A 25937-nucleotide genomic window follows, 5' to 3' on the forward strand; every position below is an offset into this window, starting at 1 on the left:
TCACCCCCGAATATTATCATCAAGTAATGCAGCTAGCTTCTTGGCGAAACCTTGTTCATGTATAGAAACAGCTACACGTCCTGATCTTCCTACAGCTTGTGAGAGCGTGTCGCGATCAGCCACATAGTAAAAAGGGATTCGATAATACGTACATTTATCGGTCAGCTTCTTACGTGTCTGATCACCAATATCACTTGCAATAAGGACTAGCTTCGATTTTCTTACTTGGATTTCTTTGACAATCTGTTCTTCACCAAACGTACATTTCCCAGCACGCGTGGCAAGACCGATCAGGTTTAAATACGCTGATTGTTGCTCCATATTATTCGCCTGCCATCGCTTGACGCAATTGTTCATATATTTCATCTGGTATCTCTATTTCCAGCTGTTTAGCTAAGACACCCGTTTGTTCAGCTTTCACGACAGTTTCGAGATGTTTAGAGATATAGGCGCCACGACCGTTTTTCTTGCCCGTTGTATCAACAAATACCTCTCCGTCTTTCGTTTTCACCACACGGATTAAATCTTTTTTTGGAAACATTTCCTGTGTCACGACACATTTTCTCAATGGTACTTTTCGTTTTTTGGTCATGTAAATGCCTCCTTACCTAAATAGATCTTCATCCATGTCTTCGTATGATGTTTCATAATCTAGGCTATCTTGATCGTTTAATGAATCATCTTGTTCTTCCATATCTTCCTCGGTGATAAGCCCTTCTTCCTTGGCTTCGGTTTCACTTTTGATATCTATTTTCCAGCCAGTTAACTTAGCGGCCAATCTGGCATTTTGACCTCGTTTTCCAATGGCTAACGACAATTGATAGTCAGGAACAATGACAGTGGTTGCCTTCTCCTCTTCGTCTACTAAAACACGAATCACTTTCGAAGGGCTTAAGGCGTTAGAGACGTAAACCACTGGATCCTCTGACCACTGGACAATATCGATTTTTTCTCCTTGCAATTCATCCACAATCGTTTGCACACGCTGACCTTTTTGTCCAACGCATGAACCCACTGGATCCACCTCTGGATCATCGGCATAAACGGAAATTTTAGATCGATCCCCTGCTTCTCTAGCCACTGACCGCACTTCTACTGTGCCATCATAAATCTCCGGTACTTCCATTTCAAATAATCGTTTTAACAAGCCGGGGTGGGTTCTAGATACAAAAATACTCGGACCTTTGTTGGTATTCTCCACCTTGGTTACATATACCTTAATTCGGTCATGAACATGATAAGACTCTCCATCAATGCATTCGGCCTCTGGTAATTTTGCTTCTACCTTCCCTAGGTTTACATAAACAAAGCGACCGTCCATACGTTGGATCGTTCCATTCATAATATCTTCTTCCCGATCAATGTATTCGTTGAAAATAATACCCCGTTCCGCTTCCCTTACACGTTGTGTGACCACTTGCTTGGCAGCTTGAGCGGCAATTCTTCCAAAGTCTCTAGGTGTAACCTCAATCTCGATGACATCACCAATTTCATAACTTGGACTTATTTGATGTGCTTCTTCCAACGATATCTGCTGTTGTTTGTTTTCTACTTCTTCTACAATATCCTTTTGGGCAAAGACACGCATGGAACCAGCGTCTTCGTTTAAATCCACCCTTACATTAGTAGCGGACTTAAAATTCTTTTTGTAGGCAGAGATTAAGGCTGCCTCTAATGCCTCAATCAAGATGTTCTTATCAATACCTTTTTCTTTTTCCAAATAATCAATCGCATCGAACAACTCTCTGTTCACCAATATTTCCCCCTTTTTTATCAAAAAGTTACTGCCAACCGTGCCTTTGCAATTTTGGCAAATGGAACATCCACTTCTTTCGATTTCGTCTTTTCCTTATAGTTTATGGTAGCGACATCGTCTTTAAACGCTACCAGGTCACCTGTGAATTCTTTTTGTTTTTCGATTGGTTCATATAATTTCACATAGATATGCTGTCCAATATTTTTCTCAAAATCGGTCTTTTTCTTCAAAGGTCGTTCGACCCCCGGTGAAGAAACTTCTAAAAAGTAGGCCTCCTTAATCGGATCTACTTCATCCAAGACCGCACTTAACCTTTCCGATACTTGACCACATTCCTCAATATCTACTCCACCATCTTTATCAATATATACCCTTAAAAACCAGTTAGAGCCTTCTTTCTCATAGACAACATCCACAAGCTCCAGATCACATTCATTTACGATGGGGAGGGCTAATTGTTCTACTTGCTGCGTTACTTGTGACACCTTGTTCCCTCCTTTGTCTTTCGTTTAGCTATACCGTCCTGCATTAGTCAGAAACAGAATGACAAATCCCTTGCCACTGCTGGCAAGGGATTTATCAAAACCCTATATCGTTCGGTACTTCCGGCATAGAAAGAGTGAAAGTTTACTCTTTTCACTAACCAAAATCAAGTCTATATAAAATATAGCATACTCCATGGATGAACGCAAGGAATTAGATGGGATAATCAGGCATCTTCAGGGAAAAAGGAGCTAGATACGAAACTTCCAATACAGTGGATGATATAAAGCCTCCAACTCTTGCAAGCAGAGTTGGATCGTTTTTCATGCTAAGCCTGCGTTCCGAACATAGGCTAGAGCATTACTTTCCACATAATACCTTAAAACAAGGATAACTGATTTTTCTCTTCCATCCCTTCTAAACAGCCATGGTGGTCGAGATACTCTAAAATCGTTTTAGAAATACGGCTTCGTTCTCGCAAATCCTCTTTAGACAAGAATTCACCATCTTCACGTGCCTTCTCAATATTAATCGCAGCATTGGTACCCAAGCCATCCACTGCATTAAAAGGAGGAATCAGACTATCTTCCTCGACTAAAAATTCTGTTGCAGAAGATTTGTATAAATCGACCTTTTTGAAGGAAAAGCCTCGTTCATTCATCTCTAAAGCTAACTCCAACACCGTAAGTAAGTTTTTCTCTTTTGGTGATGCATCATTACCTTTTTCGTTAATATCTTTTATTCTTTTCCGAATGGCTTCTGATCCTTTAATCATCGTATCTAGTTCAAAGTCATCCGCTCTAACAGTGAAATAGGCGGCATAAAAGTAGATTGGATAATGCACCTTGAAATACGCGATCCGAATCGCCATCAGTACATAGGCGGCAGCGTGTGCCTTCGGGAACATATATTTAATCTTCAGACAAGAATCAATATACCAATCCGGCACTTGATGCTTCTTCATTTCTTCAATCCACTCCGGCTCTAATCCTTTGCCTTTACGAACAAATTCCATAATCTTAAAGGCTAACGAGGCGTCAAGTCCTTTATGCATCAAGTACACCATGATATCATCACGACATCCAATCACTTCTGGTAATGTACAAGTACCATTATTGATAAGCTCCTGTGCATTTCCTAACCATACATCTGTTCCGTGACTTAAACCAGAAATAATCACTAACTCTGCAAAGGTATTAGGTTTGGTATCTTCAAGCATTTGTCGAACGAACCTTGTCCCAAATTCCGGTACACCCAAGGTCCCAGTTTTACACATGATTTGTTCAGGACTAACCCCCAGTACCTCCGGCCCGGAGAAAATCTTCATTACATCTGGATCGGCAGTAGGCAATGTCTGTGGATCAATGCCACTCAAATCTTGCAGCATGCGAATAACGGTAGGATCATCGTGACCCAGAATATCTAACTTTAGTAAGTTATCATGGATTGAATGGAAATCAAAATGGGTTGTACGCCATTCAGAATTTCGATCATCTGCTGGAAATTGGATCGGCGTAAAATCATAGATTTCCTTATCATCTGGTACGACAATAATCCCACCAGGGTGTTGACCTGTTGTTCGTTTCGCGCCAGTACATCCCTTCACCAAACGGTCCACTTCCGCTTGCTTCATGGTTAATTCTTTATCACTGGCATAACCTTTCACATAACCATAGGCCGTTTTCTCAGCAACCGTACCAATGGTTCCGGCACGATAGACCTTCTCCTCACCAAATAGTATTTTTGTATAATTATGCGCAGTTGGCTGGTATTCTCCAGAAAAGTTAAGGTCAATATCCGGAACTTTATCCCCCTTAAAGCCCAAAAAGGTTTCAAAAGGAATATCCTGACCATCTTTTCTCATCATGGTCTGACAAGATGGACACTCTTTATCTGGTAAATCGAAACCACTTCCGACCGTACCATCATTAAAAAATTCACTATGCTGACAGGATGGACAAACATAATGTGGCGGCAGTGGATTAACCTCGGTAATCTCCGTAAAGGTAGCAATCAAAGAAGATCCTACAGACCCCCGCGAACCAACTAAATAACCATCATCTAATGATTTTTTTACTAGCTTTTGTGAAATAAGATAAATAACCGCAAACCCATGTCCAATAATACTTTTTAGTTCTTTTTCGATGCGCTTCTCCACCAGTTCAGGCAAAGGATCACCATATACCGATTTGGCAAAGTTATAACTTAGTTCCCTTATTTCTTCTTCTGCACCATCTATATTGGGTGTATATAAATCCTCTTTTACCGGCTTAATCTCTTCTATTTCATCAGCTAGCTGGTTGGGATTGGTAATAACGATTTCCTCTGCCTTTTCCTCACCTAGAAACGAGAAGCAGGATATCATTTCATCCGTCGTACGGAAATAGGCGTTTGGTAACGTCTGACGGCTTAATGGATTACCACTTTGTGAAGAAATTAGAATTTGCCGGTATATTTTATCATTTTCCTCCAGATGGTGTACATTACTCGTTGCTACACATGGTTTATTCAGGTCACCAGCAAGCTGTACAATATTACGAATAATATCTAACAACTGTGCCTCGTTTTGTACTAATTCCCGATCATATAAATGGATAAAATTACTTGGTGGCTGAACTTCAATAAAGTCATAAAAGCCTGCCACTTTTTCTGCTTGGTCCTTCGATTTCTGCATCATCGTTTCAAATACTTCGCCTTGATCACAAGCAGTACCGACTAATATACCCTCGCGAAATTGTTGTAACTTGGAGCGAGGAATCCTTGGTACACGATAGAAATAGTCAATATGAGCCATTGAAATCAGTTTGTACAGGTTCTTTAATCCCTCTTGTGTTGCTGCTAGCAAGGTCGCATGAAAAGGTCTTGAGCGTTGATACGCATTTCCTTCTCCCATATGCCGATTAAACTGATTATGGTTCACAATATCACGTTCTATTGATAACTTAATAAATTTCCATAATAAATATCCAGTTGCTTCTGCATCGTATATTGCTCGGTGGTGCTGCGTTAATTCAATATCAAGCTTCTTACATAGGGTATTCAAACGATGATTTTTTAATTCCGGAAAGAGGAAACGAGCCAGTTCCAATGTATCGACAACTGGATTGGCTGCCTCGTCTAATCCAATGCGTTTTAACCCTGTGTTGAGAAAGCCCATATCAAAATCCGCGTTATGGGCAACTAAAATAGCGTCTCCCATCCACTCATGAAATTCTTTTAATACATCCTCGACTTCAGGCGCGTCTTGAACCATATCATCAGTAATGCCTGTTAAATTAATCGTCGTATCTGATAAAGGGTGATGTGGATTCGCAAAGGATTCATAACGATCAATAATCTCTCCGTTATGTAACTTAACGGCCGCAAGCTCAATAATCGTATCATAAATAGCTGACAATCCCGTCGTTTCTACGTCAAAAACAACATATGTACCATCCATTAAGTCACGATCCGTTTCATTATAAGCAATAGGCACACCGTCATCGACCACGTTTGCTTCTACGCCATAGATGATCTTGACACCATGTTTTTGTCCCGCCGCATATGCCTCTGGGTAAGCCTGAGCTACGGCGTGATCCGTAATAGCCATTGCCTTGTGTCCCCATTTTCCTGCCTGTTCAATTAGGGCAGAGGCTGAAACTACCGAGTCCATTTGACTCATTAAGGTATGGGCATGTAATTCGACACGCTTATTTCCTTGATGACCCTTATCTTCACGTACAACAGAAGCTACCTCCTGAATATCTCTGGCCATCATGGTTAATTCATTACTAAAGTTATCAGTTTGCACGATGCCATGAGCCTTAATCCACATACCTTCTTTTAATTGATTAAACTTTTCCGCATCTTGATCTCCTTTGGAAAACATTTTAATCAAGAAGGAATCCGTATAATCTGTTACCTTTAATATTAATAAATGCCGACCGGAACGCAGCTCTCTGATATCGACATCAAATAAATAGCCTTGAAAGACGATATTTTTTTCTTCTTCCGTAATATCCTTCATAGGAGTAGCTGCCTCTTTGATAGGATATCCCAATTGAACTGGTCCGGTGTGTTGTTCTTTATTTGCTTGTTGAGCACGTTTTTCTTGCTGCTGGAAGGCTTCTTCTACCTTTTTACGATCCTCTTCCGCTTTTGCCTGCTGAAACTGCTCCAATTCTTCCTGTTGCTCTCCTACCTGTAAATCAATCACGTATTTACCTAAGCCTACTTTCCCACAAAAACTGTCAAACGATTGCTGGATATCTTTTTTCCAATTTTGTTCAATTTGATTCCCTACAGTTAACATAATATTATTATCGTCAATTGTTGGGTGTTTTTTTTCAAACGACCGATATTTTGGAGACGTTTGGATTAGTTCAGATAAAAAGATTTGCCAGTATTTAAATGGTTCTGTCTCATCGGTTAGGCTGGATTCCGTTTCGATCGTCCAGGATAAACGGGCAATCGAAGAGAAAGTTTCTGTTAGCTTAAAAATAAATAGCTGATAGATATCTGCTGGTAATGTCTCTGCCAGTTGGAAATGGAAATGCCATTGTTGATTGGCCTTAAATACTTCTAATTTACGGATTGTTGCTTTCTGAAAATATTTATTTCTCATATCATCGGTGATACCGATCTGCGTGGTTAATAACTGAAATTTTTCTTCTCCAGAGATGTTCATTTTCAATCTCCTTTACTATAATTTCATTTACTATTCTAACATAATTCGGTCATTTTCCATACGACGGAGTGTTTTTTAAAATATAGGAGTATAGAATTTTGAGTATGATAGGATGTGGACCGATTTTGATCTTGAACGAATGGTGGTACCGATAAGATAGATGATGTTAAGTATCTAGTTCCATTATTCCATGTAGTAAAGTTGATTGTTTGTCAGTGCTAGACAGCGCTCCGGAAATAGGTTCCGCTTTCCGCGAGACAAGGCTTTAGCCTCCTCGTCAGCAAAAACCGCTTCCTGCGGGGTCTTCACACTGCGCTATTCTCTGTCTGGCTACAAGCGTCAAAAACTAGACAACTTCCCGACAGCGCCTTACGATAAGTCATCATCGGTTCGTCCCTCACCGTGATTCCTTTATCTCAGTCGCTTCGGTCCAGTTGTTACGTTTTTACCCGACGCTTTCCGCCTTTCTTACAGGAGTCTCCACCTATTTCCTCCGCTGGGTAGTAGCACTACAATCGAATGGCTGCGAAGATGAAGTGTTCCAGACACTATATTTCTGCCAATAAGTATACTGCATAACCTTTTTCTGAGAACGGTTCGATCATACATTATGACTTTTATAAAATGAAGAAGCCATTTTGTAGCATGATCCATTACGCAGCCGAAGAATCAGTTGACGACTTTTTCCTTTTGCTACAACAGTGTCTAGGTACCTAGAACGCTTCATCCTTGCAGTAACAACCATTGTTGTATGTTTAGCCGGCCCCATGGAAAGCGGAACCTATTCCCGGAGCGCCTGCTTTGCACAGATAAAACGATCAAACTCACCACTAAGGAAAGTGGATTACTTAACATAATCTATCTTATCGGCAGTTCAATATCTACCATGGGTTCGTCAGCTGACAAAAATAATACGGGCAAGTTTTGGTTTGCCCGTATTCATTGCAATGCTATTAGATTAATTCGTTGACTTTTTCGACTAGCTGGTTGATATGGATATCTTGTTGATCTCCACTCTCTCTTTGTTTACTTTCTACATAACCATCGGCAGCCGCTTTCCCTACTGTCAGACGAAGAGGCAAGCCAATTAGATCACTGTCTTTAAATTTTAAACCAGGTCGTTCTTGACGATCGTCAAACAGAACCGATATATTGGCTGCTTGTAATTCTGTATAGATTTGTTCAGCTAATGCTGCTTGTTCTTCTTGTTTTGGATTAATCACAATCAAATGAACGTTGTATGGCGCAATTTCTTTTGGCCATATGATACCATGCTCATCATGATGCTGCTCTACAATAGCTGCTAGTGTTCGAGATATACCAATACCATAACAGCCCATTGTCATCGTTTCCTGTTTGCCTTGTTCATTCAGGTATTGGGCGCCTAGCTTCTCTGCATAGAAAGACCCTAGTTTAAACACTTGTCCAACTTCAATCCCTTTGGCAAATTGAATGGTACCCTTGCCATCCGGAGAAGGATCGCTTTCCTTAATAAAACATAAATCATCATAACGGTCTACATGAAAATCACGATCCAGATTGGCAGCGGTATAATGTTTACCTGCTTGATTAGCACCACAATAGACATTCCGCATCGTCGCCACAGCATGATCAGCAACAATCTCGATATTATTTGGGAGGTTAATAGGCCCAATCGAACCAATTTCAGTGCCAAGCAGCTCTTCTGTCTCTGCTGCTGATGCCAGCTCTACCTCTTGCGCTCCCAAGGCATTTTGCAGTTTAATATCATTGATTTCTCGATCTCCTCGAGCAAGAACCAAGACAAAACGTTCATCCACCTTAAATAGCATAGATTTAATACCTGCTTCTACTGGCTGCTGTAACAGTTCTGCTACATCAGCCATTGTTTTCACTCCTGGCGTATCAACCAACTCAAGGTCCTGCAAGGCCTTCTCATTTTGCGGATAGGTAATGTTCACTTCGGCCATTTCGATATTAGCAGCAAAATCGGATTGATCAGAATAGGCAATGGTATCCTCACCGATTTCTGCTAAAGCCATGAACTCATGAGTATCTTTTCCGCCCATCGCCCCAGAATCGGCTATTACCGCCCGAAAGTTTAAGTTACAACGGCTGAATATTTTGCTATATGCTTGATACATATTATCATAGGCTTGATCCAGGCTTTCCTGAGAGGTATGAAAAGAGTAAGCATCCTTCATAACAAATTCCCGTCCTCTTAGTAAGCCAAAACGAGGCCGTTGTTCATCACGAAACTTGGTTTGGATTTGAAAAAGCTGCAATGGAAGCTTTTTATAACTCTTCACTTCATCCCTTAATAAGCTAGTAATTACTTCTTCATGTGTAGCCCCTAAGGCGAATTCTCGATCATGTCGATCATGAAGACGCATTAGTTCTGCCCCTAATTTATACCATCTTCCTGTTTTTTTCCATAGTTCCGATGATTGCAAGGCTGGCATCAACATTTCTGTAACACCTGCTTTTTCCATCTCTTCACGCACGATCTGCTCCAGATTTTTTAATACTTTATGTCCCAATGGCAGATAGGTATAGACGCCTGATACGGTCTGTCTAATAAACCCCGCTCTTAATAAAAGTTGATGACTTTTAGCATCGGCATCAGCAGGTATCTCTTTTAATGTTGGTATTAGTGTTTGACTATGTCTCATTTACTTTTCACCTCATTGATTGTTTCCTAGCTTTTTTTGCACTTTTTACAAGAATAATCGTTGGATATCATTCCATGTTACCACGAGCATTAACACCATTAATAAAGCAAATCCAATAAAATGAACAATCCCCTCTTTTTGCGGGTCTATTGGTTTGCCACGGATGGCTTCTACACCAACAAATAGCAAGCGCCCACCATCTAAGGCAGGTAGTGGTAAAAGGTTCATAATACCCAAGTTCACACTCAACGCCGCCGTCCAAGTTAGGAAATTGAGAAAGCCGGTTTGAACCACTTGATCCGTCGCGTCATAAATACCTACTGGTCCAGAAAGCATATCAATAGAGAATTGACCTGTAATTAACTTGCCAACATTGGTCAAAATCAAGGTAGCCCAGTAATAGGTTTCCTCTATACTGTATGGGATAGTACGTACAAACGATTTTTCCAAGGCTTGAGTAACCCCTACTTGACCAATCGATTGATCGGGCATTTCAATGAGCGCCGGGGTTACATCTACCTCGATCTCTTCCCCATCACGCTGCACGGTCATATTTAGCGATTCATTAGGATTCACCTCTACAATGTCACGAAAATCGTCCCAAGTAGGCGTAGGCTGTCCATCAATTGCGGTTATTGTATCTCCTGATTCAAAGCCAGATTCTTCGGCAGGGCTATTTTCAGCAACAGAACCGACCGTTACATCCTCCACAGGCACCCCTTGAATATTTGCCAAAATCAGAAAAAGCACAAATGATAATATAAAATTCATTAATGGCCCTGCAAAAAGCTGTAGTCCCCTCTGCCCAACTGACTTAGAAGCAAATTGTCGATTATACGGGGCTATTTGTGTAGAACGTTCGTCCATGATAAAGGCTGCCTTATCATTAATTTGGAATACATGCCTCTCTTCATCATTGATGTCATAACCTTCCACCCGCAAGTCATGATCTAAATCGATATGTTCGACTTCTATAACAAACGCTTCTGGATGTTTTGCCTTATTGTTTACAATGATTTGTGTCACTTCGCCTTGTTCGTTAAAGTTCAAGCCAATATGTTGTCCAGGTTTAATATCTACAATCTCTGGATCTTCACCGGCAACTCGCACATATCCTCCCATTGGTAATAAACGGATGGTGTATAATGTTTCATTTTTGACGGTAGCAAATACCTTGGGACCAAACCCAATCGCAAATTCGCGTACGAGCATACCTGTTTTTTTGGCAACAATAAAGTGACCGTATTCGTGCACGGTTACCAACACGCCAAACATCAATATAAAGGCTATTACAGTTGTCAATCAAAAGCACTCCTTTCCCTGATCGTGCTATTTATATTTTTCATACAGGTGCACTCGTGTTTCGTTATCAATCGCTTGTATGGTTGCCAAATCAGGCTGTTGAATGACTTGGTGTAAGTCCATAGCCTCTGAAATAATAGCTTCGATTTCTAAAAAGGTGATTTTTTCCTCTAAGAATAGAGAAACAGCTACTTCATTAGCGGCATTTAACACGGTCGGTAGCGATCCACCTTTTTCCCCCGCTTGATAAGCATAGGATAAACATGGAAATCGGTCAACATCCATTTCAGAAAAATGTAAGGTACCGATTTCTGCCAGATTTAAGCTCTTCGATGAGGCGAGTGGGATTCTCTTCGGATAGGTTAACGCATATTGAATGGGTACTCGCATATCAGGTGTTCCTAATTGGGCTAGTACACTTTTATCAGTATATTCAACCATCGAGTGAATCATACTTTCTTTATGCTGCAATACTTCAATTTGCTGATAAGGAATATCAAACAACCAATGTGCCTCAATCACTTCTAGTCCCTTATTCATCATCGTTGCCGAATCAATCGTAATCTTCGCACCCATACTCCAATTGGGGTGGTTTAAGGCATCCCTTACGGTGACCCCTTGCAATTGTTTTCTTGTTTTATCACGAAAACTGCCACCGGAAGCCGTTAAAATAATTTTGTTAATCTCACGAGGTGATTCACCGTTTAACGCTTGAAATATAGCAGAGTGTTCACTGTCCACTGGTAAAAGCTGTACACCATATTTTTTTGCAGCAGCCATTACCAAATGACCAGCAGTTACTAGAGTTTCTTTATTGGCAATAGCAATTTGTTTCTTATGCTCAATCGCCGTCAATGTTGCTGTAAGCCCGACACTGCCCATAACTGCGTTCACTACGAGATCTGTATCAGGGGATGCACTCACTGCTTCCAGTCCTTCTGTTCCAACCAAGATCCTTGCTTTGTCTATATATGGAAGCAATTGCTGTCTTATTTCTTTCTCTTGTGTCACCACTATCTCCGGTGAAAATTCTCTGATAATCGCTTTTGCCTTTTCTACATTCTTACCAAAGGCAAAACTATATAGTTTGAACTGATCAGGGTGTTCCCTGAGCACTTCTAATGTTTGTTCGCCTATCGAACCTGTTGCACCTAATAAAGTTATATTTTTCATCGTCTGAACTCTCCAATTATTTACTAGTTTAGCTACGAATCATTAACCGATAAAATGGAGGAAGTGTAATAAGGGAAACACAAACAACCAACTATCGAACCTGTCCAATATACCTCCATGCCCAGGTAATAGTTTCCCCGAATCTTTGACATCAAATTGTCGTTTGATAGCTGATTCCACGAGATCACCGATTTGCGCAAAGGCGGAGGCAACCATGGTAACAATAATAACCAGCCATAAGGAGTCATTAACCGGATAAAAATATTGAAAGATAACGGCTACTACACTTGCTAACAAAATTCCCCCAACAGCCCCTTCAATCGTTTTATTTGGACTGATTAACGGCCATAATTTATGCTTGCCAAACGCCCTGCCAAAAAAGTAAGCGCCTGTGTCCGTTGATAGTATCACTAGAATAGCATAAAAAATATAAATGAGTCCATTTTCAACCCCACGTGTCTGCGTAAAGTAATAGAAACCCAAACCAACATAGATAGAAGCCAAGAGAAGAAATCCTGCGTCCTCGAAGGTAAATTTATTCTTAACAAGTACCGTGTAGCTTAATAATAATAAGACGAAGAACATCAATAATTCAGTTTTTGAGGTGAAAAACAGGTGATCACTCTGAAAAAGTAACGCCCATAAGAGCAGGACCCCTATAAAGGTGGGAATAGGATACTTTGTCATGCCGCGCATATGCAATAATTCCAAAAATCCAATCGTCGCTATAACATACATAATGACTTGAAATGGTATCCCGCCAAAAAATACAAAAGGAAAGAAAAACAATATGGCAATGATTGCTGTAATGATTCTAATTTTCATGCTAATTATTCACACCTTATATTCCGCCATATCGGCGTTTTCTTTGTTGGAAGTCCTCAATAGCTTCGGCAAACTTTTCCGGCCCAAAATCCGGCCACAATGTTTCTGTAAACCAAAGTTCCGAATAAGCAGATTGCCACAGCAGGAAATTACTCAGCCTTACTTCCCCACTTGTTCGAATCAGCAGATCGGGATCTTGATAATTACGCGTAAACAAATGTTCACTTAATGTATGTTCTGTGATATCTTCTACTTTATACTTTCCATCTTGTACTTCCTGGTAAATCTCTTTAATAGAATGAATCATTTCTCCTCGACTTCCATAATTGATCGCAATGTTTAAAATCAATCCGGTATTTTCCGCCGTACGTTGTTTCGCATTGACAATCGCTGCTTTTGTTTTGGAAGGTAATAAATCCACCTCACCAATCGTTTCGATTCTCACATTTTCCTCTATTAATTCTGGTAAATAGTGCTGCAGAAAATCAATTGGCAGTTTCATAATATACTCAACTTCTGAAGTTGGCCGTTTCCAATTCTCTGTCGAAAAGGCGTATAAGGTTAAAATATGTATTCCTGTGTGACTGGCTGTTTTGACAATTCGTTTGACATTATCCATTCCTTCTCGATGTCCGGCAATCCGAGGCAGCCCTCTTTTTTGAGCCCATCTGCCATTTCCGTCCATGATAATGGCCACATGCCTTGGTATATTTACTGGTTCAGACACAACTAATTCCTGATTTTCTTTTATTCTCTTAAAAGGAAGTTTAAACAAGCGCATAAGAGTTCCTCCATTTTCAAAAAAGCCATGCTTATCTATTTATAATATTCGTTTATCTGCGTATTTTCTCGGTGCAAACGTCCGTATGATCCTCACAATGGAAGGCTACTAGGAAAACGGACACGAACTCCCGATAAGTATCGCTTCATCTCTGCATAAGACACCTGCGTATTATGTTCTTCTGCCTAAGGGATCGAGTGGTGCGATAGGACCTTCTTCATCACCGTACACCTCGTCTGTCACTGGCTGACTCACTAGATAAGTGGAAAAACCCTCTTCTTAGTAAGAGGGCTTTTCCGCTTATCCTTTATTCTACCTTGTTTCTGCTCAAACTTCCATAATTTCTTGTTCTTTTTCTTTTGTTAAATCATCAATTTTCTTGATGTACTTATCCGTTTCGTTTTGTACATCCTCTTGATAGGCCCTTAAATCGTCTTCTGTAAGGTCGCCTGTCTTTTCATCTTTTTTCAATTGATCATTAGTATCACGACGAATATTGCGGATTTGCACCTTCGATTCTTCGGCATACTTGCCGACGATTTTTACTAATTCTTTGCGTCGTTCTTCTGTCAAGGCTGGGATAGCAAGACGAATGACATTTCCATCATTTGCCGGCGTGAGTCCTAAATCGGCTTTTTGAATAGCTTTATCCATATCAGAGATAGAAGATTTGTCAAATGGTGTAATCACTAAGAGACGTGCCTCAGGAACGGAAATAGAGGCTAACTGATTTAAGGGCGTTAAAGCACCATAATATTCCACCTGAATACCGTCTAATAAAGCTGGATTTGCTCGTCCAGCTCTGACTGTTGCTAAGTTTTTCGAGTAAGCCTTGGCAGCATGTTCCATTTTCTCACGGGTTTCTTTCAATAACTTTTCAGACATGATTAACTCCCCTTTATAATAGTTCCTATTGTTTCGCCCATTACTGCCTTTTTGATATTTCCTTTTTCAGAAATCGAGAAAACAAGTAATGGAATGTTGTTATCCATACATAAGGAAGAGGCTGTGGAATCCATGACACCTAGTCCTTCGTTAAGGATATCCAAATAGGATAATTGTTCATATTTCTCAGCTTCCTTGTGCAGCTTCGGATCAGCAGTATATACACCGTCCACATTATTCTTCGCCATTAAAATAACATCTGCTTCCACTTCAGCCGCCCTTAACGCTGCGGTAGTATCTGTTGAAAAATATGGATTTCCTGTTCCAGCAGCAAAAATAACGACACGTTTCTTCTCCAAATGACGAATAGCTTTCCGCCGAATATAAGGTTCAGCTACTTGCCTCATTTCAATAGAGGTCTGTACTCTGGTAGGGATGCCAACATTCTCCAAGCTATCCTGTAAGGCAAGTGAATTCATTACCGTTGCTAGCATCCCCATATAGTCAGCATTAGCACGATCCATACCCATTTCACTACCAACTTTTCCGCGCCAGATATTACCTCCGCCGACCACTACAGCTACCTCTACTCCTAACTCCACAATATCTTTTACTTGTTCAGCAACAGACTGAACGATTTTTGGCTCTAAACCAAAACCTTGCTCACCACTTAATGCCTCTCCACTTAGTTTAAGTACCACTCTTCTATAATTAGCGATTGCCATAATTACCTCCACTTATGTAAATTATTCTAAAACGTACGACCTGTTTCAATACTTCACAGTGTAAGAAAAGCATCTAGTGCTGGGTGCCCAACGCCTCTATCTTTGCGTTGGAATAGTCTCTATTATTATGCAATAAAACGCATATCTTTTCAAACAAAAGGGACACCGTGTGCCCCTTTTTTGTTTGAAATATAGAAAGGAGCAGGCAACACAACTTATCCATTCCAATGATGCGTGTTATTGCCCTTCCAGTCATTTATTACTTCTTGTTCACTTGGCTCATTACTTCATCTGCAAAATTATCCTCACGCTTCTCAATTCCCTCGCCTACTTCATAACGAACGAAAGACTGTACAGTTGCGTTATGATTAGCAGCCACTTGTTTTACTTTTTGGTCAGGATCTTTTACGAAACTTTGATCTAATAAACAGATTTCTTCAAAGAATTTGTTCAAACGACCTTCCACCATTTTTTCTACGATATGTTCTGGTTTTCCCTCGTTTAAAGCTTGAGTCTTTAGTATTTCACGTTCATTTTCTACGTCTTCTGCAGACACCACATCACGTGATAAATATTTCGGATTAATAGCAGCAACATGCATCGCTATATCCTTCGCTATTTGCTCATCGGTTGTACCTTCTAGAACGGTTACGACACCAATTTTTCCGCCCATATGGATATAAGCGCCAAATGCATCGTTATCCGTTTTGTTAAAGAGAGTAAAGCGACGTAGTGAAATCTTTTCACCAATCTTCGCAATATTGGAATTGATAAAGGCTTCTACATTCTCGCCTTCACCCTGAAATGGTTGTTGAAGTGCTTCTTCTACGGTTGCCGGTTTTTCAGATAAAATGTGTTTTGCCAAAGCTTCGGCTAGGTCCTTAAACTGATCGTTTTTAGTAACAAAATCTGTCTCACAGTTTAATTCTAATAAGACAGCTTCATTCCCTGAAACCTCGGCATACGCTGCCCCCTCTGCTGCAATGCGGTCTGCTTTCTTAGCGGCTTTAGAGATCCCTTTTTCACGAAGGAAATCGATTGCTGCTTCCATATTACCATCTGTTTCTTGAAGTGCTTTCTTACAATCCATCATTCCAGCACCTGTTTTTTCTCTAAGTTCTTTGACTTGTTGAGCTGTAATTGCCATATTAACTATTCCTCCCTTGAGTTATCGAAATACTGCTGAAAAAAAGGTGATAAAAGGTCCCCCTCTTATCACCAAACCTTTGCTTACTCTTCTACGGCTTCTGTTTCTGCTTCTTTTTCTTCTGTCACTTCTTCAGCCTCTGCTTCTTCTGTCACTTCACCTTGTTTAGCTTCTAAAATAGCGTCGGCCATTTTACCAGTAAGAAGTTTTACAGCGCGGATCGCGTCATCGTTCGCAGGGATGACATAATCAATTTCATCCGGATCACAGTTTGTATCGACAATACCTACGATAGGGATGTTTAATTTATGCGCTTCTGCAACGGCAATTCGTTCTTTTCTAGGGTCAATAATAAACAGCGCATCTGGAATCTTGTTCATTTCCTTGATTCCACCTAAAAATTTAACTAGGCGCTCTTTTTCTTTTAGAAGACCAACGACTTCTTTTTTAGGCAATACTTCAAAAGTGCCATCCTCTTCCATTTTTTCGATATCTTTCAAACGATTAATTCGTTTGCGGATCGTTTCAAAATTCGTCAATGTTCCGCCCAACCAACGTTGGTTTACAAAGTACATACCGGAACGGATCGCTTCTTCTTTCACGGATTCTTGTGCTTGTTTTTTGGTTCCTACAAAAAGCACGGTTCCGCCATTTTCAGCGGTTTCTTTCACGAAGTTGTAAGCTTCCTCTACCTTTTTCACTGTCTTTTGCAAGTCAATGATATAAATGCCGTTACGCTCTGTGAAGATATATTTCTTCATTTTTGGATTCCAACGGCGTGTTTGATGTCCAAAATGAACACCAGCTTCTAGCAATTGTTTCATGGAAATTACTGCCATGGTTATTCCTCCTAAATTGGTTTTTTTATCCTCCATTTGTGTCATTAGATACAAGGACTCGGATAGAGCACCACTTGTATCTTCCACAAACGTGTGTATTTAACACCGTCATTAAATATACCATAAGGAAAACATGCAATCAAGTGATTTATTTATTTTTGGAGAAAAGTTGGATAATTCGTCGTTGAGCTGTCGAAATAAAGCCTTTTCATTGCCTAAAATCCTAGTGAGGGTAGTGCAAAAGAAAAACCAACCGAGCAACTCTGCCTGTGCTTTTATTACTAGCAGGAGGGCGCCTTTCCGGTTAGATTGTGCTTCTCTCCCTCGTTGGAACCGTGCTGCAGAACTACCGCACACAGCTCTCCTCCATCTTCCTTCACAGCTTCTGCTATCCTTACAAGTTTTGTGTACATGATAGATATCCTGCTACCTCTGGGGTTTTTCGGGGCTCTATTTAACCTCCTAATTGTCGTTTCGATGGAAGTTGGTTTATTGGTATAATAGCTCCTTTTTATAAGGTGAGAAAGGATAGATTTTTGGCTGCGATAGGTGTTTAAGCTACTTTGATTTGGAAATAAACATCACTTCCATACAAGAGGCCGCTAAGGTGTATGATGCAAAGTAGCTTCGCAATTATTTTGAGAGAATGCGTGTGCTAAACAACCGCTTCGCCCAAGCCTTTCGCTTTTACCCACAGGGCATAAGTAAACAAGCGACTCAAACAAAGAACACCTTCATCGTGTTTCCTATACTTAGGCACAGCTCTCCAGCTAACTTGAAAAAAGAAAACCACTTGAAAAAGAAAAACACTTTTTCAAGTGGCTTTCTTTGGGGAAGCACCATACGTTCCTATTTACTTTGGCTTAGTGTTAATGCATCGAGGTTATTTATGATTAAACTTCAGCAATAACTCAATCTCTGTTTTTCCTTTGTTTAACTTTTTCGCTATCCCCTCTATGGTATAACCTTTATCTTGTAGGTGAAGGGCCTGGGCAATAAGTGACTGCTCGAGTTTGTCTTCTACCTGATCCACTTCAGTGATAGGCTGATAATCTGCTGTTAGCGTTTCGACAGCTTCATCAGGCTGTTCTGTTTCCTGATGAGGTGGTTGTTCGGCATTTGTGACAATTGGCTCCTTAGTACGACTGGAGGATTGTTCCGCTTCCAAACGCTCGATTAACGCCGCATTCTCTTCTTTAATTTCTACTAAATACAATGCTAAAGTATCCTCCAGTGAGCGAGACTGTTCCTTCATACGAAGTTCTGCTTCTTCTACTGCGTCTACCTTCTTCTTCCATTGCTTTATAATGATAAAGGTTACCAGGTGGATCAAAAAACTAATTAATAACAAAAAATAAATCATAGTCCGCTCCTATTTCATTAGATCAATCGTATGTCCTAAATAAGGGTGAGGCAACTGACTTGTCACATTTGCTGACTCGTCCCTATCTTCTCCAAACATCATTTGCTCGGATGAGACATCGTTCTGTTTGACTCGTTCGCTATTCGTCTGCTTTTGTACCTGTGTCCGCTTCTGTTTATCTTGCCAGGTAATTTGCTCTGTCAATTGCTGCTGCTCTGTTTGGGGTTGTTGTTGAAGCTGTTGCTGTATTCTGCCTGCTTCCTGTGTTCTCGGTAAAGCGATCTGCATTTCCACTGCTTTCCAGCTCATCGTTCTCCCCTCCTAATAAATAGCTTCTTTTATTTGCTTTTGCTAACGTCATGGTTTTATCTATAGTATACTGATATTACCTGCGACAAGCAAGCGTACTATGCTGTTATTCTAGCGATTGGTCATTCGTGATTTATTGCGTTGCGTCTTACCCTCTATTGCATGGATCACAATTTCTTTTTGCTTCAAATAGGCCTGGAAATGTCGATTTCTTTGTTGTAAAATACGTTTATATTTATCAAACGCTAATTCCACATTCTCAAAAGCTTCTTTGGTCACAATCAACTTTCGCTCTACCGGCTCGCTTCTTTCTGATTCTATCATGGCTAATTCTGTTTCAACATCCAATAACTGATCGGCTATTTTGTTCATCGTATTTCTTTGCTTCAAAAGCATAATTCGTTCTTTTGCTGGCAAATCTCCATCTACCTTTTTCTTTTGCTGCAACATATCACCTAGCTGCCTTACTTTGCGCAAATTGGCATTTAGTTCTGTTTCTTCTTTTTTTAAAGCGGTTACAAAGTCGTGGGATCGCCCATTGGAACGTATCACAATATTGGTCTTTGTATTAGCTGGATTTCCAAGAGTTGCTACCTCCATAGACTTTCCAGCAATACATTCGCCGCCAATAATACTTCCGGACGTACAAAAAATACTGCCTCCTGCCGTACAGAAGCTATGCAGGATATCCCGCTTCACCCTCAGATCTCCTCCCGCTGTAATCTTTGCCTGATTAATATAGCTTACCTCGACACTTCCCTCAGCGGTAATCACTGCCTTTTCCATGCCTGCGATACCATTATAGATTAGAATATTCCCACCAGATGTGATCTCTGATGCTTCTACCATTCCATAAATGGTAATATCACCTTTTGCCTTGACTTGATAGCCAGCAGGAACATTACCGGTAATAGTAACGGCTCCATTAAAGTCGATATTACCAATCTTTAAGCTGAGATCGCCATCCACTTGATAGCGCGGGTAAACATGCAGGCTGTTCTTTCTGACCGATAGCTGTCCAACAGATGTGGAACGAAACGTCTGATCTTGTTCAACAAATACCACACCATTTCCTGCCTTGCAAAAATAGGGTTTGCCCCGTTTTTGTTTTATAGCCTTATGGTATACATCAATTCCTTCTTCACCATTAGTGGCTGGTTCCAGTTGAGCTAGTACTTCATTCTCCTCCACCATAGGGATTTTTTTGACATCGCGAAAATTGGAGCGTTCTGATTCTAGCATCACACTGGATGTCGTGTGTTTCATGATTAATTTTCCATTCTCTCCATCAATAGGTGGTTTTCCTTGAGCAATAAGCAGCTGCCCTTCTGAGATAAGTTGACTTTTCCAATCAAGCTGCTCTAAATCAATGATGCCATATTTTATTCCGGCCTGTTTAATTAATCCATAGATATCTTCTGGCAGAAGATTATCATCACTATTTTTATCTTGCAAGCTGATTTTTGCGCTGAGTCGATCCTTTGCTACCTTAATGATTAACTTCTCCTGTCTATTAATCATAATCGTGTACCGTCCTTCTCCTTATTTTTGGAACAAACGACGAATTTTCGTGATAGCTTGCTTATGTATTTGGGAGATGCGTGAGGTTGTTAAATTTAATACCTTGCCTATCTCGGTGAATGTTAATTCTCTATCATAAAACAAATCTAGCACGAGCTGTTCCTTCTCATTTAACTGCTGTATACACTTCGCTAATTCTTGATAATCTTCCTGCTGCAGCACATGGGCATCTGGCTGCATTTGTTTATCATCTGGAATCAAATAACCGATCGATTCGCGGTTTTCCTCGGTAGTTGTTTTACTTTTTTCTTCCATTGATAATAAATGGGCAAAAAAACTATCCTTTAGTGTTTCTTCCACTTCCTCTTTCGTGATCTGCAGATAAGCAGCAATTTCCTCATTCGTTATTTCATGCTGCCGTTCTTGTTCCAGCCGTTCCATTGTTTGTTCCAATTTCTTTATTTTATCCCTTGTCGTTCGAGGAAGCCAATCTTCTTTACGTAAACCATCAATAATGGCACCTTTAATACGAAAAGAGGCATACGTATCAAATTTCAGTTCCCGGGTCGGATCAAACTTTAAAATGGCGTCATATAGACCAAACAAGCCTAGGCTGTGAATATCATCTCTATTTACACTTCTCGGAAGATTACTAGCAATTCGCTGCACATGATAATTAACAAGATACATATAATATTCAATCAATCGATTGGTATCTTCTTCTCGTTTACTATGAAGCCAGTTATCCCAAAGAGTCTGCTCAGAAGTTGTGTCTTTTACCATCGAATCACCTTCTTTCCGTTTTGCTTGTTATAGTACGTAACTTCTTATATTTGGCTGACGCCCCCGTGAACGGTGCGTATATCCATTATTCCTGTTTCAACATGGAACTCAATCGTTCTCCCTTTACTCCCACCTACATCTTGGGCGATCACCTTCACTTGATGCTCTCTCAGTTTGTTTTGTACGGCTTCAATATTTCTTTCTCCTATTTTTAACATATTCTGTTGAGGCTGCATGGAAAACATGTGAGCACCACCAGCGATTTTGGCTTTTAAATGAGCACGGCGCGCCCCCTTATCAAGTAGTTCCTTCATTAATAGATCAATAGCTGTATCGGCATACTTCATTTTGTTTATCGTAGGCTTCTTGGTTGTTGTGGAATTTGGAAGCATGACATGCGCCATTCCTGCCAGTTGTTTGTTGTAAATTACTACGCCTACACATGAACCTAACCCGGAGGTCTTTAAGCTATTAGGTACTTCTGTCACTTTCAAATCGGCAATGCCAACCTTTATAATCGTCTTAGTCAAGGTCATTATTCTTGAACTCCTAGTGATTGAAATATTTTCTCAAACGACTCCAGTTCAGGTAATAATAAAAAATGGCCCTTTACGGTGTCGTCCTGTTGATTGTTCTCTTCAATAGATGTATCAATAATAATGGCGTAGTCACTTTCTTGTGAGATTTCTACCAGACCCTGCATTAAAATAGCTGCTGCCATATCAGATAATAAGGTAGGTACCGTTGGCTGCATATTAATAGCGGTGAAATCTGATAAGGCAGACAAATAAGAGCCAGATAGAATATTTCCCACTTCTGAAACAGCGGAAAGCGCCATTTCATCGCTAGATACATCTTTCACTGGTACACCAAGGAGCTTTTCTGCGAGCGCATTAGCCTCTTCTGGTTTCAGAACAAAAAACATACTGCCTGGTGCTTCTCCTTGAATACGAAGACATACACTTACAATTTCTTGATCCGGCCCACCCACATATTCCATTAATTCATTAAAGCCTACAATTTTAATAGCTGGCACCTTCATATCAATTTTTTTGTTCAATAAGCCAGATAAAGCAGTTGCTGCATTTCCCGCTCCAATATTGCCGATTTCCCCCAGAACATCTAAATGATACGATGATAACTTATTGATATCTACCATAGGCCAGCTCCTCATTGCCACTTACCGACACTAATAACCCCATATCCATCACTTTTTCCATCTCTAAGATCATGATTAAACGCTTATCGATCTTGGCTACTCCCTTCATATAATCGACATCAACAGTACCGATTACTTGAGGGGTAGGTTCCATTTGTTCGGTAGGGATGTCCATCACATCATATGCCGCGTCCACTATTAATCCAGCCGCATAATCTTCCATATGAATGATGATAATCCTGGTGCTTTCTGTGGCTTCCAATGGAGACTGCATGCCAAAGCGCTCTCGCAAATCAACAATTGGTGTAATCACCCCGCGCAGGTTAATCACCCCTTTTACACAAGAAATAGTTTGAGGAACCCGTGTGATCGGTTGACTGCGCTCGATGGCAGCTACCAAATCGACTGGTATCGCATATTCTTCTTGCTCTAGCTCTACAATGATATATTTATTTATATCTGTCTGATTCATCATGCTCAACCTCCTAACTTATGAGTGAATTGCTGTCTATGATTAAGGCTACCTGTCCATCTCCCAAAATCGTCGCTCCCGATATAGCAAAGACATTTCCTAAAAACTCACCTAATGACTTGAGAACAATCTCTTGTTGGCCAATAAAGGTATCGACCATTAATCCGGCCATCTTATCACCTTTGCGGATGATAACAACAGAATAAAGTTCCGATTCTTCTTCATCCGCCGGCACTTCAAATACCTTTTTTAAATCAATTAATGGTACTACTTTGCCGCGGAAGTCCATCACCTTCTTATGGTGTGCACTGAGAATATCCGAGCGTTGTATAATAGCTGTCTCAATAATGGATGACAGTGGAATAGCATATTTTTCATCTGCTACTTCAACAAGTAACGCTGAAATAATCGAGAGAGTCAATGGTAATTGAATCGAAAAGAGAGAACCCTTTCCTGCTTCCGATTCGATCGTTAATACACCGCCGAGCGATTCAATTGTATTTTTCACCACATCTAAGCCGACTCCACGACCGGAAACATCACTAATTTGATCAGCAGTAGAAAATCCACTTGATAAAATAAGCTGATAGATTTCTTGATCAGCCATTTGTGCAGCATCTTCCGCTGTTATAACTTGGTTAGCTATTGCCTTATGGATTACCTTATCTTTATTGATACCCGCACCATCGTCAGAGATTTCGATAAAGACATGATTGCCACTATGATAAGCCTTCAATAATAGTTGACCAGTTTCAGCTTTGCCTGCCTCCACTCTTCTTTCTGGTGCTTCAATGCCATGGTCTAATGAATTACGAATTAAATGGACTAACGGATCGCCGATCTCATCAATGACGGTTCGATCCAGCTCTGTTTCTGCTCCTTCAATTTGCAAATCAATCTGTTTGCCTAAATCCTTGGAAAGTTGGCGAACCATTCTAGGGAATCGATTAAATACTTGTTCAACCGGAACCATGCGCATATTCAAGATAATATTTTGCAGATCATTGGAGATTCTTGACATTCGTTCGACGGTCTCTTGCAATTCGCTGTGCCTCAAGTTATGAGAAATCTGTTCCAATTGCCCTCGATCAATCACCAATTCTTCAAATAAATTCATTAAAGCGTCCAATCTGTCAATATTGACACGGATCGTTTTATTGGCGGTAGGCTTGGCCATTTGTTTTGGATTCTTAGCAGGAGCGTCTGCACTTTGTTCTGATGGCTGATTGGATGGCTCAGCTTCCAGTTCCTGCTGATTTCCATCTTGTTGATTGGATAGTGTAAATTCTCGAACGGATACTTCTTCGATCTCTGATACCTTCAATATCTTTTGTTCTACAAGGTCTGGAGTCTCTTCAGTAATCACCAACACATGAAAAGACAGATCAAATTTCTCATCCTCTAATTCTTGCACCGTTGGATCTGATTTGATGACTTCTCCAACTTGTTCCAACACCTCAAATACCATATAGACACGTGCGGCCTTCAACAGGCAATTTTCATTCAATTTCACAAAAACCTCTAAGTTATGGCAGTTTTTTTCTTGGGACTGGGTCAAAATAGCTTGTTCAAACTCATCGACTTGTTGAAACCAGGTCAGCGGCTGCTCGGCAGCTACTGATAAGGATTGGTCTTCGGGCACTGAAATGGGTTCTTTATTTTCAATCGCTTGCAGAGCAGTAACTAATGCTTGGACATCTGCCGCTCCATCGCCACCTTCCGCAATGTCTAACACCATCCCCTCTAATTGATCAACAGCTTGAAAAATAACATCAATCATGTCCGTATGAATCGATAACTGATGGTTTCGTACAGCGTCCAGCACATTTTCTAATTTGTGTGTCAAATTCGCAATATCTTGATAGCCCATGGTTGCTGCCATTCCCTTTAAAGTGTGGGCGGCACGAAAAATTTCGCTGATCGTATCCATATTATTCGGTTCTTTCTCCAGTACTAATAACTGATCATTTAATGATTGGATATGTTCTTTACTTTCTTCAATAAACACTTCTAGATAATCATTCATTTCCATATCTTTCACCTCTGTTTAGGGACTTTTTGTGCTAGTACCTCACTGATATGATGGATATCTGCTTGATAATTGATTAAACCTGTCTTTACGGCAGCTTGAGGCATACCGTATACAATACAAGTTTCTTCTGATTGGGCAATAGCTATCGTTTTAGGGTGTTTCTTCTTCAAGGTAATCAAGCCATTTGTCCCGTCACTTCCCATTCCAGTGAGTACGACAGCAATCGGATGACAAGAGCGTAAGTTGGCTACTGATTCAAATAGCATATCAACGGCGGGCTGATGTCCATTAACCGGATGACCTAGCTCGACCTTCGCCGTCCAATGGCTTCCTGTACGGACCACACTAAATTGTTTACCACCTTGTGCCAGGTAGACATGACCTTTCTCGATCACATCGCCATGCTCCACTTCTTTCACCTGCAACTTGGATAATTTATTCAGACGCTCGGCTAGTGATTTGGTAAAACCGCGAGGCATATGCTGAACAATCACAATCGGTGCCTGTAGATCGGCAGGCAGCTGGCTGATCACATCTTGCAGTGCTCTGGGACCTCCAGTAGAAGCTCCAATGGCAATAATCGGATCCGTCCCTTGGATCGCCTTAACGGAAAAATTATTTTTGCTGGAACTTGGCTGTCTAGATGGTAGCAGACGCTGCTGCTTCACTTCCACTGCTCGTTCTGCCTTCATAACGATTTCCTGTTCGATCTCTTTAATATTTAAGGAAATCGATCCCGACGGTTTAGCGATAAAATCAACGGCACCATGTGACATGGCTTCCACGGTTTTGTCAGCGCCAGCTTTGGTGAGACTGGAGAGCATGATCACCGGTGTTGGTCTTACTCGCATCATCCCTTTAAGTGTTTCGATTCCATCCATTACAGGCATCTCCACATCTAACGTGACCAAATCCGGTTTCCATTGTCTCAGCTTTTCCAGCGCATCCTTTCCATTTCTCGCTGTACCGCATACCTCTAAATATTCTGAGGTATTCAATATATCGGTAATCATTTTTCTCATGAATGCTGAGTCATCTACCACTAAGATCTGTTTCTTTGTCATC

At 40.6% G+C, this 25937-nt stretch carries 23 protein-coding genes; all 23 read right to left on the reverse strand.

Annotation, left to right across the window (positions count from 1 at the left end):
• Entirely contained in the window at positions 1-321 is a 321-nt protein-coding gene (locus E0E32_RS13925) for a L7Ae/L30e/S12e/Gadd45 family ribosomal protein (RefSeq protein ID WP_066193749.1), read from the reverse strand.
• A gap of 1 nt (position 322) precedes the next feature.
• Entirely contained in the window at positions 323-592 is a 270-nt protein-coding gene (gene rnpM, locus E0E32_RS13930; protein WP_066193751.1) for an RNase P modulator RnpM, read from the reverse strand.
• A gap of 12 nt (positions 593-604) precedes the next feature.
• Positions 605-1753: a transcription termination factor NusA gene (nusA, locus tag E0E32_RS13935; protein WP_066193755.1), complete on the reverse strand. Its 1149-nt coding sequence runs from the start codon at positions 1751-1753 to the stop codon at positions 605-607.
• Between the two features lie 20 nt (positions 1754-1773).
• Positions 1774-2241 (reverse strand): ribosome maturation factor RimP, encoded by a 468-nt coding sequence (gene rimP / locus E0E32_RS13940; protein ID WP_066193757.1) that lies wholly within the window; start codon positions 2239-2241, stop codon positions 1774-1776.
• Positions 2242-2618: 377 nt separating this feature from the next.
• On the reverse strand, positions 2619-6905 hold the full coding sequence (locus tag E0E32_RS13945) for a PolC-type DNA polymerase III (RefSeq protein WP_130859998.1): 4287 nt from the start codon (positions 6903-6905) through the stop codon (positions 2619-2621).
• A 953-nt stretch (positions 6906-7858) separates the two neighbouring features.
• Entirely contained in the window at positions 7859-9556 is a 1698-nt protein-coding gene (locus tag E0E32_RS13950; RefSeq protein WP_130859999.1) for a proline--tRNA ligase, read from the reverse strand.
• A gap of 45 nt (positions 9557-9601) precedes the next feature.
• Positions 9602-10858 (reverse strand): RIP metalloprotease RseP, encoded by a 1257-nt coding sequence (gene rseP, locus E0E32_RS13955; protein WP_130860000.1) that lies wholly within the window; start codon positions 10856-10858, stop codon positions 9602-9604.
• A 27-nt stretch (positions 10859-10885) separates the two neighbouring features.
• Positions 10886-12031, reverse strand: a complete 1146-nt coding sequence (locus E0E32_RS13960) for a 1-deoxy-D-xylulose-5-phosphate reductoisomerase (protein WP_066193769.1) — start codon at positions 12029-12031, stop codon at positions 10886-10888.
• Between the two features lie 42 nt (positions 12032-12073).
• A complete protein-coding gene (locus E0E32_RS13965) occupies positions 12074-12856 on the reverse strand; it encodes a phosphatidate cytidylyltransferase (protein ID WP_066193771.1) in 783 nt (260 codons plus the stop codon).
• Between the two features lie 16 nt (positions 12857-12872).
• Positions 12873-13637 (reverse strand): undecaprenyl pyrophosphate synthase, encoded by a 765-nt coding sequence (uppS, locus tag E0E32_RS13970; RefSeq protein ID WP_066193775.1) that lies wholly within the window; start codon positions 13635-13637, stop codon positions 12873-12875.
• 327 nt (positions 13638-13964) lie between these two features.
• Positions 13965-14522, reverse strand: coding sequence for a ribosome recycling factor (gene frr / locus E0E32_RS13975; protein ID WP_066193777.1), 558 nt, complete (start codon positions 14520-14522; stop codon positions 13965-13967).
• 2 nt (positions 14523-14524) lie between these two features.
• Entirely contained in the window at positions 14525-15247 is a 723-nt protein-coding gene (gene pyrH, locus E0E32_RS13980; RefSeq protein ID WP_066193779.1) for a UMP kinase, read from the reverse strand.
• Between the two features lie 259 nt (positions 15248-15506).
• A complete protein-coding gene (gene tsf / locus E0E32_RS13985) occupies positions 15507-16394 on the reverse strand; it encodes a translation elongation factor Ts (RefSeq protein WP_066193782.1) in 888 nt (295 codons plus the stop codon).
• Positions 16395-16477: 83 nt separating this feature from the next.
• A complete protein-coding gene (rpsB, locus tag E0E32_RS13990; protein WP_066193785.1) occupies positions 16478-17233 on the reverse strand; it encodes a 30S ribosomal protein S2 in 756 nt (251 codons plus the stop codon).
• An 883-nt stretch (positions 17234-18116) separates the two neighbouring features.
• Positions 18117-18596, reverse strand: a complete 480-nt coding sequence (locus tag E0E32_RS13995) for a hypothetical protein (RefSeq protein ID WP_066193799.1) — start codon at positions 18594-18596, stop codon at positions 18117-18119.
• 9 nt (positions 18597-18605) lie between these two features.
• A complete protein-coding gene (locus E0E32_RS14000) occupies positions 18606-18905 on the reverse strand; it encodes a hypothetical protein (RefSeq protein ID WP_130860001.1) in 300 nt (99 codons plus the stop codon).
• A gap of 111 nt (positions 18906-19016) precedes the next feature.
• Complete coding sequence (locus E0E32_RS14005; RefSeq protein ID WP_130860002.1) at positions 19017-20426, reverse strand: flagellar assembly protein A; 1410 nt, start codon at positions 20424-20426, stop codon at positions 19017-19019.
• A 21-nt stretch (positions 20427-20447) separates the two neighbouring features.
• Entirely contained in the window at positions 20448-21209 is a 762-nt protein-coding gene (locus tag E0E32_RS14010; RefSeq protein WP_066193811.1) for a FliA/WhiG family RNA polymerase sigma factor, read from the reverse strand.
• A gap of 44 nt (positions 21210-21253) precedes the next feature.
• On the reverse strand, positions 21254-21745 hold the full coding sequence (locus tag E0E32_RS14015; RefSeq protein ID WP_066193816.1) for a chemotaxis protein CheD: 492 nt from the start codon (positions 21743-21745) through the stop codon (positions 21254-21256).
• Complete coding sequence (locus tag E0E32_RS14020) at positions 21745-22368, reverse strand: chemotaxis protein CheC (protein ID WP_130860003.1); 624 nt, start codon at positions 22366-22368, stop codon at positions 21745-21747. The genes E0E32_RS14015 and E0E32_RS14020 overlap by 1 nt, the downstream gene beginning before the upstream one ends.
• A complete protein-coding gene (locus E0E32_RS14025) occupies positions 22352-22843 on the reverse strand; it encodes a chemotaxis protein CheW (RefSeq protein ID WP_066193823.1) in 492 nt (163 codons plus the stop codon). Before E0E32_RS14025 ends, E0E32_RS14020 begins: the two co-directional genes overlap by 17 nt.
• A 10-nt stretch (positions 22844-22853) precedes the next feature.
• Positions 22854-24872 carry a chemotaxis protein CheA gene (locus E0E32_RS14030; protein ID WP_130860004.1) on the reverse strand — a complete coding sequence of 673 codons (2019 nt, stop codon included), beginning with the start codon at positions 24870-24872 and terminating at the stop codon, positions 22854-22856.
• 5 nt (positions 24873-24877) lie between these two features.
• Positions 24878-25936 (reverse strand): protein-glutamate methylesterase/protein-glutamine glutaminase, encoded by a 1059-nt coding sequence (locus E0E32_RS14035; protein ID WP_130860005.1) that lies wholly within the window; start codon positions 25934-25936, stop codon positions 24878-24880.
• Between the last annotated feature and the right edge of the window lies 1 nt (position 25937).

Source organism: Gracilibacillus phocaeensis, assembly GCF_900626275.1.
In the GTDB taxonomy this organism is placed as follows: domain Bacteria; phylum Bacillota; class Bacilli; order Bacillales; family Amphibacillaceae; genus Gracilibacillus; species Gracilibacillus timonensis.